Source organism: Peribacillus loiseleuriae, assembly GCF_001183985.1.
Lineage (GTDB): Bacteria > Bacillota > Bacilli > Bacillales > DSM-1321 > Peribacillus > Peribacillus loiseleuriae.
Genome location: NZ_LFZW01000001.1, coordinates 2,119,357 through 2,133,431 on the forward strand (window position 1 = coordinate 2,119,357; position 14,075 = coordinate 2,133,431).

Here is a 14,075-nt window from a genome sequence, read left to right on the forward strand (position 1 = left end):
TACTATTTATAGTAAGTCTTTAATTAAATTTATTAACTAACATTAAATTTTATTGAATAATTTGCTAGACTTTGTATAAAAATTTTGAATTATTTTCTTCACATGATATAAATTAAAACTTCATTACATCCGTATACTTGACGATAAATAGTGAAAATAATAGGGAGGAGGGGAAAAAGTGATTAATACAAGATTAGCAATTGGCATACACATATTAGCTTTTGTAGAATGTGTGCCAGAGAAAGATAGTATAAATTCAGAAATAGTTTCAGAAAGTATAGGGACAAATGCTGTTGTAGTTCGTCGCATGTCAAGTGCATTAAAAAAAGCAGGTTTATTAAAATCAGTATCAATAAAAAAAGGGCTTATGTTAGCTAAGAAACCCGAAAACATTACATTATATGAGATATTAAAAGCTGTTGACCCTTCTAATGAGCTATTTATTGCCCATCAGAAAGTAAACCCTCAATGCACTTACGGACAATCGATTGTTAAAGTAATTGAAAATGAATTTCGACTTTTACAGTTTGAACTAGAGGAAAATTTAAAGAAAAAAACACTACATGATATTATGAAAAAAGTAGTAAATAATTAACAAATAGTTTTTATGTGTTTAAAAAAAGAACATTTCTTATGTCACTAACGGGTGCTTTCGTATTATAAGGTTAGCCAGTTTTTACTGGTTGACCTTTTTTTAATAGAATCTATTATATCAGTAGCCAGGGTAGGACGTACGGGTGCGTGGGGCATTGATCCCGTCAACTAAACTGTCCGCCCCCTACTTGTAGAAACATGTTTGAGGCTGGTTGGGACGTAGATCTGGTATAACAAGCGAAGCTATGACACTACATGGAGGACTAGGGGTACTGGTTAGTAAGTAGAGAGGAGGAGAAGACAATGAATCCAGTAGTTGGTCTGGATGTGGCAAAGGGAGAAAGTCAAGTTCAGGCATTTTCAGATAAATCAAAACCGTATGGAAAGAGTTTCTCAATGAAGCATACCAGAGAGGAATTAGATCAATTTATAGGCTTTTTAAAAGAGATCGAAGAGGTGACAGGGCAAGTTCCTATGGTCATTTTAGAATCTACAGGCCATTATCATTCCCCCATTGTTCAATGCATGGAGGAACACGAGATTTTATATATCTTGCTTAATCCTATTATTTCTTATCAGGCAAAGAAGTCCAGTTTACGAAAGGTAAAAACAGACGTGATCGATGCGTATCAGTTGTGTGTGCTCTATTACAAAGAAGATTTTGAACCCCATAAAAATAGAGGGATTCAGCTTTTAAACCTTCGGAATTTGTCAAGACAACAGGAGATTGTAACGAATATGTATGTGGAAGTTAAACTTCATTTTCACACCATTTTAGATCAAGTGTTTCCTGAATACCGGAAGGTTTTTGGAGATCTATATTCAAAGGTTTCTTTATCGATGTTAAAGGAATATCCCACTTCAGAGGCCATATTAACAGCCGGGGAAAGTAGACTAGTAGAGAGTGTTATGGAGTTCTGTCCGAGGCGATCTGGTCAATGGGCGAGGGAAAAAGCAAAAAAAATAATGGACTCCGCATCTCGAAATCCATTTCAAAAAGTCGTGTATGAAAGTCACTTAATCAATCTACGCATGTATATTGATTTGCTTTTTCATTACCAAGGGCACCTTTCTGATTTGGAAGGTCGTATCGTTGCCTTGGCAAATGAAGTGGAGGAATACAAGATCATCCAATCGATTCCGGGAATCGGAGAAAAAATCGCTGCAACGATTATCTCTGAGATTGGTGAAATCGATCGGTTTAATCATCCCAAAAAACTCGTTGCCTTCGCTGGAGTCGATCCTAGTGTTCACTCATCAGGTAAGTTTACGGCAACAATCAATCATATTACTAAAAGAGGTTCGAGCAGACTACGCCATTCCCTGTATCTTGCCGTATTATGCGGTATAAGGAGTTCAAGAAACAAAAAGCTTAAAGCATTCTATGATAAGAAAAAATCAGAAGGAAAGCCCGCCAAAGTGGCGATCGTTGCCTGTATTAATAAACTTCTTCATTGGATTTATGCTTTATTAAAGAGAAAAGAAACGTTCCTTGATTTAGCTTAATTAACGGTTTTGTGAAACAAAGAGAAATCCTTCCAAAAGGGTTTTGGAGGGTTATTTGGCATGGCCAAAAATAGTATAACATAAGGGAAATGAAAATTTTAGAGAAAGATATTGACTTCCTATTAGCTGGTTTAGTGAAAGAAGAATTTGCATAAAACACCCCCTTTTATGCAGCTACCAGGCTTTTTTAGATTAATCCAGGACACTTACTTAATGTTAAGTGCCCTTTTATTTTAAAAATGCACGAAAACAAGAGATATATAACGTAATTTTAAGAATAATATAATTAATAACGTTTTCACGAGAAATGGTTACGCTTTCCAGGACTTTGATTAAAAAATCTCTATATTGGATAATATAATCATAGAAACGAAATAGAAAGAAGCAAAAAAACAAAATAAGAAGCTTTTGTTATCGCTTGGGATTATTGAACTAATTTCTTAAAATAAAATTATAGATAAAGGATGATGTAAAAATGATTCTTACAATGATTAATAATCAATGGCGTATCTTTGATACAAAAAAAGAAGCTGCAAAAGCTGTAGCAAAAGAAGTGCGTGGCTTAAAAATAAAAGACGAAACAGACAATTTGTAGGAAATTTACTACTAAATTGTCTGTTTTTATTTTGTAATAAAACAAAATCGACTATAAGCGTCCCATTAGGCCTAGTGACAGGGTTCTTGTAAGACTAATAGAGGTTCACCTTCCACAGAAGGCACCGACTTATTAAAACGGAAGAGTTGAGGCACATTGAGTGCTGATGATTAAATGGAATTGGATTAGTTGGAACGCCGTATGAAGCGAAAGTTTCACGTACGGTGTGAAGTGGGGGAACAGCTAGCGATAACTTCAAAGGCTTACCTATCACTATAAGAAGGCTCATTTAATTGTTCAAACTTTTTTATAAAAATCTCATACTTAGTTAGAAAGATTAACTCCATTTTGTTCAATCTTTTTTCAAAATGGAGTTTTTGCATTTGCTTATAAATAAAGGTTGAAGGAACTTTTTTAATCAATCTTTATTCTAATGATTATCTTTTCAATCTTAAATAACGTCGGGACTATCTGTATTTTTGACACCTACATCAAACTTTGAAACTGTTTTTTCAAGTTCTTTCACCATTTTATTAAGCCTTAAAACAGCATAAAGGATATCTTGATTGTAGTTTTCTTGTTCAATTGTTCGATCGGCCACACTTTCGGTTGCCTTTGCAGCCTTATTTGCAAGCATCGTCATTTCCATTATTCCTGTTGTGATTTCCTCAGAGAATGCTGACATTTCTTCCGAAGTTGCAGAGACTTGCTTCGTATGAGATACTACGCCCTGAATAGAATGGAGAATACTTTCAAATGATTTTCCAGCTTCCTCAACAGCTTGTATACCGTCTTCTACATTTCCTGTTACAACATTCATTGTTTGTACTGTTAAATTCGTATCCATATTTATTTTAGAAATCAAATCCGATATGCTATTTGCTGATTTTCCCGATTGCTCAGCTAGCTTTCTTACCTCCTCAGCTACTACAGCAAAGCCCTTTCCAGATTCACCAGCTCTAGCCGCTTCAATCGCAGCATTTAATGCAAGTAGATTCGTTTGTGTAGCAATGTCACGAATGATATTTATAATAAGCGAAACTTCGTTTGATTGATTCTCAAGTTTTTTAATTGCATTTGCTGATAATTGAACAGATTGATGAATAACATTCATTTGATGAATCACTTTTTTAATGCTACTATTTCCGAGCTCTACATTTTGTAAGCTAATCGATGATAATTGAGATACATTTGAAGAAGCTTCAGCAATTTGTTGAATGCCCTCTGACATTTGCTCTAATGTAACAGAGCTTTCCTCCGAGCTTATATACTGTGCATGCGCTCCTGCCGATACTTCCTGAACGGACGCAGAAATCTGGCTAATTGCTCCACTTGCCTTCTCACTACTTTTAGCCACTGAATTGGTCGTGTCAATTAACTGCTTGGACCCAACATTAATTCCAAGAATGATATTTTGTAAATCTAATACCATCTGTTGAAATGCTTGTGTTAGAAGTCCAATTTCATCTTTTCGACCAGTTTCTATCACGACAGTTAAATCACCATTACCAATTTTTTTCACTTGAGATGTTAATTTTCGTATAGGCTTCGTTAAATAATCTGTGAAGAAATAGACAATGCAGATTCCTACTAATAAGACAATCAATGTAATAGTAATAATTTTCATTTGATTGGCATCCATGGCTTCATAAACTTCTGTGGCATCCAAATCTGCCCCCAATAATCCAATCACATCTCCAGCCTTATTTTTTATCGGAGCATAAATAGCTAGTACAGCACCATATTCTGCATCATTTGATAACTGAAATTGTACTTTCCCTGTTTCAAATACTTGTCTCATCTTAGGATAGGATTCTGGTGATTCCTCTTGAATACCAATCGTTGAACCCTCACTTGGCGTACTATCTACCATATAGTAGTATTCGTAGTCTTCACCCTTCTTCACACGAGACATCGTATACAAACTAGAAACCTCATAAAACTCTTTAACAGAGCCTAGTTCTTTTTGTAATTCTTGATAATACCCTTCCTTTTTAGCATCAATTTCTAAAGTTTGATAACCTTTATCATCTATCTTAGAGATTGCATGATCAATCATAGCTAAATTTTGATGACCAACAGTCTCTTTCACTAGATCTAACGATGAACGATAAACAAAGAAGCTAATCAGAAAACACGAAATAACAAGTAAAATTGAAAAAACCATTAACATTTTAATCTTTAAGCTACTTCTCATCGATGAACTCCCTTTGATTATTTTAATATTCCATTTGCCACCATGGACATATCTCGCAAATTTAAGAATAACAGGAGTTATATATTTTGCAATATTTTCATGAGTATAATGTTGGTATTTCTAAAATATTATTTTACTTGTTCATTTATAATAAAGTTTGATTTAAAATCATCTCTCCTCTATAGATTACTACGAGGTGAGATGATCTTTTTCATTGGATATTTATGTTAATATCACTATAAAGATTGTGAAGTAATGTACTTAAACTAACGAAGCAGTTTAGTTTAAGAAGAGAAAGCTAAACACAATGTATGTTATTAGAGAAGGTGGTAAGGAGTTTGGCAAAAATCCTCAAAGTAATTTGATAATGGCATTACTATTTTGTCTATATGTAATCTATAATCATTTTACTTATTACTTTTACTATTTGGATGGTGAAAAAGACGGAAATATAGTAACTTCAACAAATGAGGCACATTCTGCCCAAGTTTATTATCAAAATTATGGGGGAGCAGCTGGTGTAGTGAATACGTTTCTCGAAATCGAATTCGATATCGGGGAACGAGTTGATAAATATGGTCGATTACTCGCTTATATTTATTTTGATGGTGTGAGGTTCAAGAGAAGCTGTTGGAGGAAGGACTGGCACGCGTAGGCTACGTCTATCCACCAAATACGCGTCATATCGATGCATTTGAAAAAGCGCAAGAACGGGCGAAGAAAGCGGGCATTGGTATTTGGAGGCTGGAAGATTATGCGACGGATCGTGGATTTGATAGTACGAGGTATCCGGAAGAGAAATAGTAGAATGAACTGCCATAACCTTTGAGGTTGTGGCAGTTTTTTTATCACGAATTGCATTCCATACTTCGATACTAGCTGAAGTAATCTACAGATATAATAACCATAGATAGGTCATTATAGTATGTAGGGAGAGAAGAAATGAATACTTTCAAATTTACATCGTTGATACTTTTAACAACATTTTTAATGGGTTCATCTTTTGCTGTCGTTAAAATGGGTTTACCATACTCATCCCCATTGCTGCTAGCAGCATTACGCTTCATACTTGCGGGAATCATAATGGTAGTCATCGTTATCGTTTTAAAGAGGTCACATCCAGCATCTAAAGAGAATTGGATAAAGATGCTGATCATTGGAGCTTTCCAAACAGCCGGTGTTATGGGCTGTATTTTCTTGAGTTTGCGAACGATTACAGCTAGTGAATCCTCGATTCTGACATTCACGAATCCGTTACTTGTCGTTGTATTCGGCACCATTTTTCTGCAAATACGTTATACATGTTATCAATGGATCGGTGTTCTTTTAGGGTTGGTAGGGGTAAGTATAACAATGGGGGCCCAAATTGAATTTAAGATTGGTATTCTTTTCGGCATTTTTTCCGCCGTGTTTTGGGCACTGGCCACATTATTAGCTAAAAAGTGGGGGGCGATTTTCGATACATGGGTCCTATCCGCTTATCAGATGCTATTTGGTGGATTACTACTCTTAATTGGCAGTTTTACCCTTGAAAGTCCTTTTTTCATTTTGAACGGTGAATCCTTGTCCATTTTATTATGGCTAAGTATAATGTCTTCTATTGTTCAATTTGCTGTGTGGTTTTATCTTTTACAAAATGGTGATTCAGGGAAGACGAGCGCCTTCTTATTTTTAGCTCCATTCTTTGGTGTCTTGTCTGGTTGGCTACTATTAGGAGAGCCTTTATATCCGACTCTTATAGTTGGTGGCTTGTTTATTATAATGGGTATCTATCTAGTGAATCGAAATTTTCAGCAGAGAAAAGTAGTGAAGAAAGTTTTATTAATAAATAATCTGGTTAAGCGCGAATAGGTCCTCTTCCTATAGTGGGCAGAAAAAAGAAAACGATCTTAATCTGTCTACTAAGGAGAGGGATATGACCCATTAACTACATATTAATATTAAAAATTTGTTTAAATCCTTCTCTTCCTCTATCAGTAACTTTTACAGCACGAATAGATGGAACATGCACGATCCAATTCAATTCAAAAAAGTGTGTCAGCAGTCCATTTCCTAAAGCACCGCCGAGATGATAGTGACGTTCACTCCAGTCTAAACAAGAGTGAGAAAATGAGCGTCGTTTTCTCTTTAATTCAGTTAAATCGATGCCGAAATCAGTAAAGAATTGCTCTCCTTTAGGTGTAACAATAAATTCTCTGTCTTCTTTTTTTAAGTAATTGGCGTTCAACATCGAGTCGGTTAAAGCGACTCCTAATTTTCCAGCTAAATGGTCATAACAAGTTCTAGCTTCCTGAAGCAATTTTACTTGGTTAGATTGTTTTAAAGAACGTACTTCAGGAGGTGGAGAAATCGCGAGAAATGTTTCTATAAGGTGTGCAACTTCTTTATTGGCTAACTGATAATAGCGGTGCCGTCCGTGTTTTTCAACATTAATAAGGTTGCCTTCTACTAATTTAGACAGGTGAAAGCTAGCTGTTTGAGGTGTTATCGCAGACATGAAGGCTAGTTCACTAGCAGTATGAAAACGACCATCCATTAAACTTGTAAGCATTGTAGCCCGCGAGGTTTCTCCAAGGAGGGAGGCAACTACGGCTACATTAGGATTAATACTCATTTTTACCGACCTTTCTGCATTTTATATTTCGATTATAGTTGAAGCATAGGTTGCAAGCAAAATTAAGATTATTAAAGAGTAATCTTATTAAACTAACGGGGTGCTTGTGCGGCCGAGCCTAGGTCGTATCATATAGCGGGTGGGATTCCCGTCGAGAAAGAATTAGCCATTCACTCGTAGCGAGTCTTGGAGGGCTAATGGTAACATTAGCCTTTAAGCGTAGACAGTTAGGTGGCGGGCCGAAAGCCAAATGGTTGAAGGGATTGAGCTCCATAATGTTAGTAAATCGGGAGGGCTGATGCCTTAAGCACAGCAGAAAGCTACATTTTATCCATCGTTAAAGGCAAGAAGGATAGAACCTCTCTGGAGTCAGAGACCTTGGCACGTCACAGATTGATATGATACGGCAACTCGGGAGGCCCTACCGGTCTTTTCTTCTTATAGAAGAGTATGGTGTACAAACGATAATAAGCAAGGAAGCCAAATGCCGTTGTAGGGAGTCGGATAGCAGCGTAGTACCAATGAAGTTGGGTAATGCCGATGGAGGAAAGGCTGCTACCAAGTTATCACCCTTACTAGGGGCACATTTACTACACGCAGAGGTAGGGATAATAAATGGACACAAAACTATTAAGGATAGCAGAATTAGCAAAATCTGAGCGAAAGAGATTAGCTATATTTTGTGAATGGTGACTAGGAGGAGCCGTGTGCGTAAATAGCGCAAGCACGGTTCTGTGAGGGGGGAGGAACACAATCTACCGCAAGGTAGAGAGGTTCCCTTCTACTCGACTAGTGAAAGAAGGGACTGCATAAAACACCCCTTTTTTATTCAGCTACCAGGCTTCTTCAGAAGCCTGAAATGTTGATTCATCAACCATGTATAAAATCATGTATAAAGGATAAAAATGGACCATTCGGAACTTCCGAAAGTTGAATTTATGTTAACTAGATTTGTATAGAGAATTCATTGATAACTGGGATCATGTTCAACTAACTGTAATTATTTAGGAATAACACTTAATAATAAAATCGGGTGCATTCCTTTAGGTAGGGGTAGCACCTTTTCTATTGAACTATAGCCACAGTTATTGAAATAAACAAACTTTTTACAAACGATCAATTTTTATAATATAATTAATAGGTTTAAAAATCTAATTAGTAATTAATTAGGAGGATTAGCATGTATTTTGATGAGTTTGAAGTGGGCCAACGTTTTCAATGTGATTCAAGATTAATCACTGCTGAAGAAATTCATAGATTTGCTACTCAATATGATCCGCACCCTATTCATGTTGATAAAGAGTTTGCTGAAAATCATTCGATATTTGATGGAATTATCAGTTCTGGATTCCTTACCGTAAGTGCTATGTGGGGCCAATGGATTCGATCTAAGGTGTTCGGTAATGAATTTCTTGTTGGCAAAAATTTTGATTATATAAAATTTACGAAACCAGTAAGAGAAAATGATGTATTATCAACCGAAGTTGAAGTAATGGACCTAAGACTGACCTCTAGCGAAAGCCGCGGAGAAATCACGATTAAATTTACCGTTACAAATCAAAAAGATGAAGTTGTATTATTAGCCCAATTAAAAGCTTTGTTACGGACAAAAGCTTCGATATTAGTCGAAAAAACTGCTATGTCATGATTTCCTTTTCTCTTCTTTTTTATTTAAAGGTCTAATCAATAATCTTCTGCAATCCGGCGCTTTAATTGAACAAGCAGCTAAAAGGATCTTCCAACTGCTATTATCCCCTTATAGTGGACAGTAAAAAGAAAGGATTATACTGTCTTCAATGAAGGGGATTTTTCATGGGGAAAATTAGAACAACCTATACAAAAGAGATTAAGCTAAAGGCGATTCATTTATACGAAAACGAAGATATGGGGATTAGATCAATTTCCAAAGAGTTAGGGATTGGATTTACAACTGTCCAAAGATGGATAGCTCACTATAAAAGAGAAGGAATTCAAGGGGTAGAGGAAAAGAGAGGAACATCTCGTAACCCACTTAAAGGTAGAGCTAACAAAGACGATGAAAGTGATACAGAAAAAATGACTCGATTAGAAGCAGAGAATGCCTTTTTAAAAAAGCTCTTAGCTGCGAAAAGGGGGATGATACAGGAAAAGAAAAATCGTTAAAATACAAAATAATTCATGAGCTTACGGATCATTTTACTATCATCACGTTATGTAAGATAGCCGGTGTTTCAAAAAGTGGTTATTACAAATGGCTAAAACGCCAAGATAACCCAACAGATAAGGAGCTGGATGATCAATCAATCGTAACTAAGATTATTAAATGCCAACAAGATCCTGATATTAATTGGAGCTACGGTTACCCAAGAGTTCAAACTTGGCTTAAAAAGACGTATGGTTTGAAAGTTAATCATAAGAGAATTTATCGTTTAATGAAAGCGAATGGAATTCAAGCGAAGATACGGGAAAAGAAGTGGAAGCACTTTGGGCGAAAAGAAAAATATGTCGTTTCAGAGAACGATTTAAACAGAGAATTTTCAGCTACACGCCCGAACGAAAAATGGGTAACCGATATAACTTATCTACTGTTTAATGGAAAGAAACACTATTTATCGGCGATACTAGACCTTTACAACAATGAGATTATTTCATATAAAATAAGTGAAAGAAATGATCTTAAACTAGTAGCTGATACAGTAAAAGAAGCCATAAAAAAAAGAGAGGTGAAAGGACTCCTATTACATAGTGATCAAGGATTCCAGTACACCTCAATAAGATATAACAAGCTATTAAAAAGATGCAACATGAAGCAAAGCATGTCTAGAAAAGGAAATTGTTTAGATAACGCTTGTATGGAGAGTTTTTTTAGCCACTTTAAAGCTGAATGTTTTTACCGATACCAATTCGATAGTTCGAATGAGGTTAAGGAAGCAGTAAAGAATTATATGAAGTTTTATAATCATAAACGTTTTCAAAAAAAATTAAATAACCTTAGCCCTACTGAATATAGAGCTAAGGCTGCCTAATAAGTGAACCTTTTATTAATTGTCTACTTGACGGGGATAAGACCAAACCGAAGATCCTTTTTCAGTACCTATAAGGGTGATTATATAAACTCTTCTTGAAATAAAATATGTGTAGCTTTGTAAAAAAGATTGATTATTTATAATAAAGTTTGATTAAAATCATCTCACCTCTATTGATTTCTTAGAGGTAAGATGATTTTTATTGGATATTTATGTTAATATCATTATAAAGATTGTGAAGAAATGTACTTAAACTAACGAAGCAGTTTAGTTTAACAAGAAAGTAGCCTGAAATTTATTAAAGGAATAGAGGTGCTATACGAAGTTCATACATTTACTTGGATTTCATAAAGAATTTTTTTATGCTATAAATATTTTTTACAAGTACTTTAAAAGGAGAGTGTAACTTGTGCGCGAAACCTGTGTTCCAACCAGCGTGAAACAACAAGATACTGGCTTTGGATATACGTTGTCTTTAATAGGAGGCAAATATAAAATGATTATATTATATTGGCTGATTGAGAATAAAGTTATGCGGTTTAATGAACTACAACGATCTATAGGTAATATTTCCTTTAAAACGCTAAGTACCATGTTAAAAGAGCTAGAAAATGATGGCCTTATCATACGAGAAGAATTCCCTCAAATACCTCCGAAGGTGGAATATTCTTTATCCGAGCGAGGTCGATCTCTTATCCCAGTATTAAATACTATGTGCGTGTGGGGAGAGGAAAACAGTATGCCAACCAATAGCGTTGATTTGTGAAAGTCATAACAATCTAGTTTAAATCAAAAAGAAGCATCTCATGAACAAGAAATGCTTCTTTTTGACACTTCATGAAGACGATTTTTACAAATTGTCAATAAAGTTCAAATAAACTTGCGAACTTTTTTCCAATTCACTCGAATACTTCTCATTTTCCGTACCATAAAACGCATAGAACGAACGATAATCTGCTTCGCAATAAAGGAAGGATATTTCAAATGGAACCAATATTTGTTCAAGTGTATAGTGATATCTGCCTGCTTCGCTATAATCTTCTTTTTTGATTCCAGCAGAAACAGAAAGTGCAATTTTGCGTTTTTTTAATTTATCGCCTCTTGACCCATAAGCCCAATTGTAAGTGAAAACATCGTCAAGCCATTTTTTTAAAAGAGGCGGACAATTAAACCAATATATAGGGAACTGTAAAACAAGATTACTATGCGATTCTATTAGTTTTTGTTCTTTTTCTACGTCTATGTTTCCATCAGGATAAACCTTATACAATTCGTGAATAGTATACTTTTCTGGATTCTTTTTCAATTCCTCTACCCATAGTTTGTTAATGACAGATGTTTCTATGCTTGGGTGTGCTACTATAACAAGAGTTTTCAATGATTTAACCTCCATGTGCTTTATTCTTTTTTTGAGTATAAAGATAACAAAGGACATATACAAGTACGTACCTTTAATACAGGTACTATCATAAAGGTTAGTATTACAAATAAGAAGTTCGATTATTTGAATTACAAAGTAAAATGAGCAATTTATATAATTTATTTAGTGTGGTTTCAATTCCTCGACAATAGAAAAATGGAAAGCGATTTGAGCAAGAAAAAGCAAATGCTTATCTTGGCAAGTGTTCATGGAACTTGGGAAACCGCAGATAAGTTAAGACTGAGAGACTTTGCATTCTAAGTGCCAATATTGTTTATTTTTTACTAGTCGAGTAGAAGGGAACCTCTCTACCTTGCGGTAGATTGTGTTCCTCCCCCCTCACAGAACCGTGCTTGCGCTATTTACGCACACGGCTCCTCCTAGTCACCATTCACAAAATATAGCTAATCTCTTTCGCTCAGATTTTGCTAATTCTGCTATCCTTAATAGTTTTGTGTCCATTTATTATCCCTACCTCTGCGTGTAGTAAATGTGTCCCTAGTAAGGGTGATAACTTGGTAGCAGCCTTTCCTCCATCGGCATTACCCAACTTCATTGGTACTACGCTGCTATCCGACTCCCTACAATGGCATTTGGCTTCCTTGCTTATTATCGCTTGTACACCATACTCTTCTATAAGAAGAAAAGACCGGTAGGGTCTCCCGAGTTGCCGTATCATATCAATGTGTGACGTGCCAAGGTCTCTGACTCCAGAGAGGTTCTATCCTTCTTGCCTTTAACGATGGATAAAATGTAGCTTTCTGCTGTGCTTAAGGCATCAGCCCTCTCGATTTACTAACATTATGGAGCTCAATCCCTTCAACCATTTGGCTTTCGGCCCGCCACCTAACTGTCTACGCTTAAAGGCTAATGTTACCATTAGCCCTCCAAGACTCGCTACGAGTGAATGGCTAGTTCTTTCTCGACGGGAATCCCACCCGCTATATGATACGACCTAGGCTCGGCCGCACAAGCACACCGTTAGTACAATAAGGGGTCCCATCAGATTTATGCGGATTTACAACGTTAAGAACAAAAAAGCACCCAAATACGATTTTGGTGACTATAAGAGAAAAGCTTTCCAAACGACGCTTTGGGAGCTTTCACCCTGTAGATTTCGAAAAAAATAGAACATTCATTGTTTTTATAATATAATTTTCAGATAAAACTATATTAATTTTTAATTTTACATAAGGGGGAATAAGTAGATGGAAATGAAATATCCAATTGGCACTTTTCAATTTGATGATGAAATTACTAGTAGTGTTATAAGTGTTTGGATTGATGAGATTGAGGATTTACCAAGATTATTACGAGATGCTGTGAAAAATTTAGATAATGAACAGCTTAATACAGCTTATCGTTCTGGAGGGTGGACTGTTCGGCAAGTAATACATCACCTTGCAGATAGTCATATGAATGCCTATGTTCGTTTTAAATTGGCTCTTACGGAAGAAAACCCTGTAATCAAGCCCTATGACGAAACGAAATGGGCGGAACTATTTGATTACAAATTGCCAATTGATACTTCACTTTTACTTCTCGAAACATTGCACAAACGCTGGACCTACCTTTTACGTAGTCTAACTCCTACTGATATGGAAAAGATATTTATTCATCCAGATTCAGGTGAAGTTTCAGTAGGTAAAAATATAGGAATCTATGCTTGGCACGGTAAGCATCATCTTGCTCATATTACTTCTTTGTGTAATCGTCAGGGTTGGTAAAGGACTTTGTGACTTTAGTGTAGCAATGATTTATAAAGCATACAAAAGTAAACTTAATAACGTTCCCAAATGAAAGTTTGGAGACACAATAAAACACTTGAAACGTTGCCATATCAATGTTTTAAGTGTTTTTCTGTATTTCATTCATATACACCTTTTTATGCATTACCGTTTGAACTTAGATACAACAAGGCTTTCAACTCTGTTCAAAAGAAACTGCACTGGCTCACATTTTGAATAAAATCTTGCATACGCATCCTATTCGTTAACGTTGTAAATCAACCTTTTCCTTTAACATAGCCTTTATAAAAAACAGTTCTTAAAAATAATAGAAAGCAATCGTTTTGATCAATATTTATTTAAAACGATTGCTTTTTATATGCAGCAAAATCAAGGATTTAGAGTTTTAATAATCAA

At 35.6% G+C, this 14,075-nt stretch carries 13 protein-coding genes and 1 pseudogene; 11 read left to right on the top strand and 3 right to left on the bottom strand.

Features of this window, described 5'->3' with window-relative positions; translation table 11 throughout:
* Nucleotides 1-178 precede the first annotated feature (178 nt).
* A complete protein-coding gene (locus AC625_RS09980; protein WP_049681167.1) occupies nucleotides 179-595 on the top strand; it encodes an Rrf2 family transcriptional regulator in 417 nt (138 codons plus the stop codon).
* 302 nt (nucleotides 596-897) lie between these two features.
* On the top strand, nucleotides 898-2,100 hold the full coding sequence (locus tag AC625_RS09985; RefSeq protein ID WP_049679861.1) for an IS110 family RNA-guided transposase: 1,203 nt from the start codon (nucleotides 898-900) through the stop codon (nucleotides 2,098-2,100).
* Between the two features lie 1,046 nt (nucleotides 2,101-3,146).
* Here the strand turns inward: AC625_RS09985 and AC625_RS09990 are convergent.
* A complete protein-coding gene (locus AC625_RS09990; protein ID WP_049681168.1) occupies nucleotides 3,147-4,892 on the bottom strand; it encodes a methyl-accepting chemotaxis protein in 1,746 nt (581 codons plus the stop codon).
* A 307-nt stretch (nucleotides 4,893-5,199) separates the two neighbouring features.
* Between AC625_RS09990 and AC625_RS28515 the strand changes: the two genes are divergently transcribed.
* The 3 genes from AC625_RS28515 (at nucleotide 5,200) to AC625_RS10000 (ending at nucleotide 6,743) form a co-directional block, all read left to right on the top strand.
* Nucleotides 5,200-5,547, top strand: a complete 348-nt coding sequence (locus AC625_RS28515; RefSeq protein ID WP_053178057.1) for a hypothetical protein — start codon at nucleotides 5,200-5,202, stop codon at nucleotides 5,545-5,547.
* Nucleotides 5,523-5,696 (top strand): thermonuclease family protein, encoded by a 174-nt coding sequence (locus AC625_RS28520; RefSeq protein WP_425415442.1) that lies wholly within the window; start codon nucleotides 5,523-5,525, stop codon nucleotides 5,694-5,696. The genes AC625_RS28515 and AC625_RS28520 overlap by 25 nt, the downstream gene beginning before the upstream one ends.
* A gap of 138 nt (nucleotides 5,697-5,834) precedes the next feature.
* Entirely contained in the window at nucleotides 5,835-6,743 is a 909-nt protein-coding gene (locus AC625_RS10000) for a DMT family transporter (protein ID WP_049681169.1), read from the top strand.
* A 76-nt stretch (nucleotides 6,744-6,819) separates the two neighbouring features.
* On the opposite strand, the gene AC625_RS10005 is transcribed toward AC625_RS10000, so the two are convergent.
* Nucleotides 6,820-7,506 (bottom strand): ArsR/SmtB family transcription factor, encoded by a 687-nt coding sequence (locus tag AC625_RS10005; RefSeq protein ID WP_049681170.1) that lies wholly within the window; start codon nucleotides 7,504-7,506, stop codon nucleotides 6,820-6,822.
* Between the two features lie 1,180 nt (nucleotides 7,507-8,686).
* Here AC625_RS10005 and AC625_RS10015 point away from each other — a divergent pair.
* The 4 genes from AC625_RS10015 (at nucleotide 8,687) to AC625_RS10030 (ending at nucleotide 11,277) form a co-directional block, all read left to right on the top strand.
* On the top strand, nucleotides 8,687-9,154 hold the full coding sequence (locus AC625_RS10015; RefSeq protein WP_049681172.1) for a MaoC family dehydratase: 468 nt from the start codon (nucleotides 8,687-8,689) through the stop codon (nucleotides 9,152-9,154).
* 164 nt (nucleotides 9,155-9,318) lie between these two features.
* Nucleotides 9,319-9,648, top strand: coding sequence for a helix-turn-helix domain-containing protein (locus tag AC625_RS10020; RefSeq protein ID WP_049681094.1), 330 nt, complete (start codon nucleotides 9,319-9,321; stop codon nucleotides 9,646-9,648).
* Nucleotides 9,570-10,511, top strand: coding sequence for an IS3 family transposase (locus tag AC625_RS10025; RefSeq protein WP_156187487.1), 942 nt, complete (start codon nucleotides 9,570-9,572; stop codon nucleotides 10,509-10,511). Before AC625_RS10020 ends, AC625_RS10025 begins: the two co-directional genes overlap by 79 nt.
* Nucleotides 10,512-10,920: 409 nt before the next feature.
* Complete coding sequence (locus tag AC625_RS10030; protein WP_049681173.1) at nucleotides 10,921-11,277, top strand: winged helix-turn-helix transcriptional regulator; 357 nt, start codon at nucleotides 10,921-10,923, stop codon at nucleotides 11,275-11,277.
* Between the two features lie 84 nt (nucleotides 11,278-11,361).
* Here the strand turns inward: AC625_RS10030 and AC625_RS10035 are convergent, their stop codons facing one another.
* Nucleotides 11,362-11,889 carry an NAD(P)H-dependent oxidoreductase gene (locus AC625_RS10035; RefSeq protein WP_049681174.1) on the bottom strand — a complete coding sequence of 176 codons (528 nt, stop codon included), beginning with the start codon at nucleotides 11,887-11,889 and terminating at the stop codon, nucleotides 11,362-11,364.
* A 159-nt stretch (nucleotides 11,890-12,048) separates the two neighbouring features.
* On the opposite strand from AC625_RS10035, the pseudogene AC625_RS26665 reads away from it, so the two are divergent.
* Nucleotides 12,049-12,192, top strand: a pseudogene (locus tag AC625_RS26665) (IS1595-like element ISSpps1 family transposase); the annotation flags it as partial.
* A gap of 947 nt (nucleotides 12,193-13,139) precedes the next feature.
* Nucleotides 13,140-13,658 (top strand): YfiT family bacillithiol transferase, encoded by a 519-nt coding sequence (locus AC625_RS10045; RefSeq protein WP_049681176.1) that lies wholly within the window; start codon nucleotides 13,140-13,142, stop codon nucleotides 13,656-13,658.
* Nucleotides 13,659-14,075 lie beyond the last annotated feature (417 nt).

Excerpts from the sequence above, each read along its gene's own strand:
- AC625_RS09985 (WP_049679861.1), top strand. The coding sequence starts at position 898 with ATGAATCCAGTAGTTGGTCTGGATGTGGCAAAGGGAGAAAGTCAAGTT.
- AC625_RS09990 (WP_049681168.1), bottom strand. The coding sequence starts at position 4,892 with ATGAGAAGTAGCTTAAAGATTAAAATGTTAATGGTTTTTTCAATTTTA.
- AC625_RS28515 (WP_053178057.1), top strand. The coding sequence starts at position 5,200 with ATGTATGTTATTAGAGAAGGTGGTAAGGAGTTTGGCAAAAATCCTCAA.
- AC625_RS10000 (WP_049681169.1), top strand. The coding sequence starts at position 5,835 with ATGAATACTTTCAAATTTACATCGTTGATACTTTTAACAACATTTTTA.
- AC625_RS10005 (WP_049681170.1), bottom strand. The coding sequence starts at position 7,506 with ATGAGTATTAATCCTAATGTAGCCGTAGTTGCCTCCCTCCTTGGAGAA.
- AC625_RS10015 (WP_049681172.1), top strand. The coding sequence starts at position 8,687 with ATGTATTTTGATGAGTTTGAAGTGGGCCAACGTTTTCAATGTGATTCA.
- AC625_RS10020 (WP_049681094.1), top strand. The coding sequence starts at position 9,319 with ATGGGGAAAATTAGAACAACCTATACAAAAGAGATTAAGCTAAAGGCG.
- AC625_RS10045 (WP_049681176.1), top strand. The coding sequence starts at position 13,140 with ATGGAAATGAAATATCCAATTGGCACTTTTCAATTTGATGATGAAATT.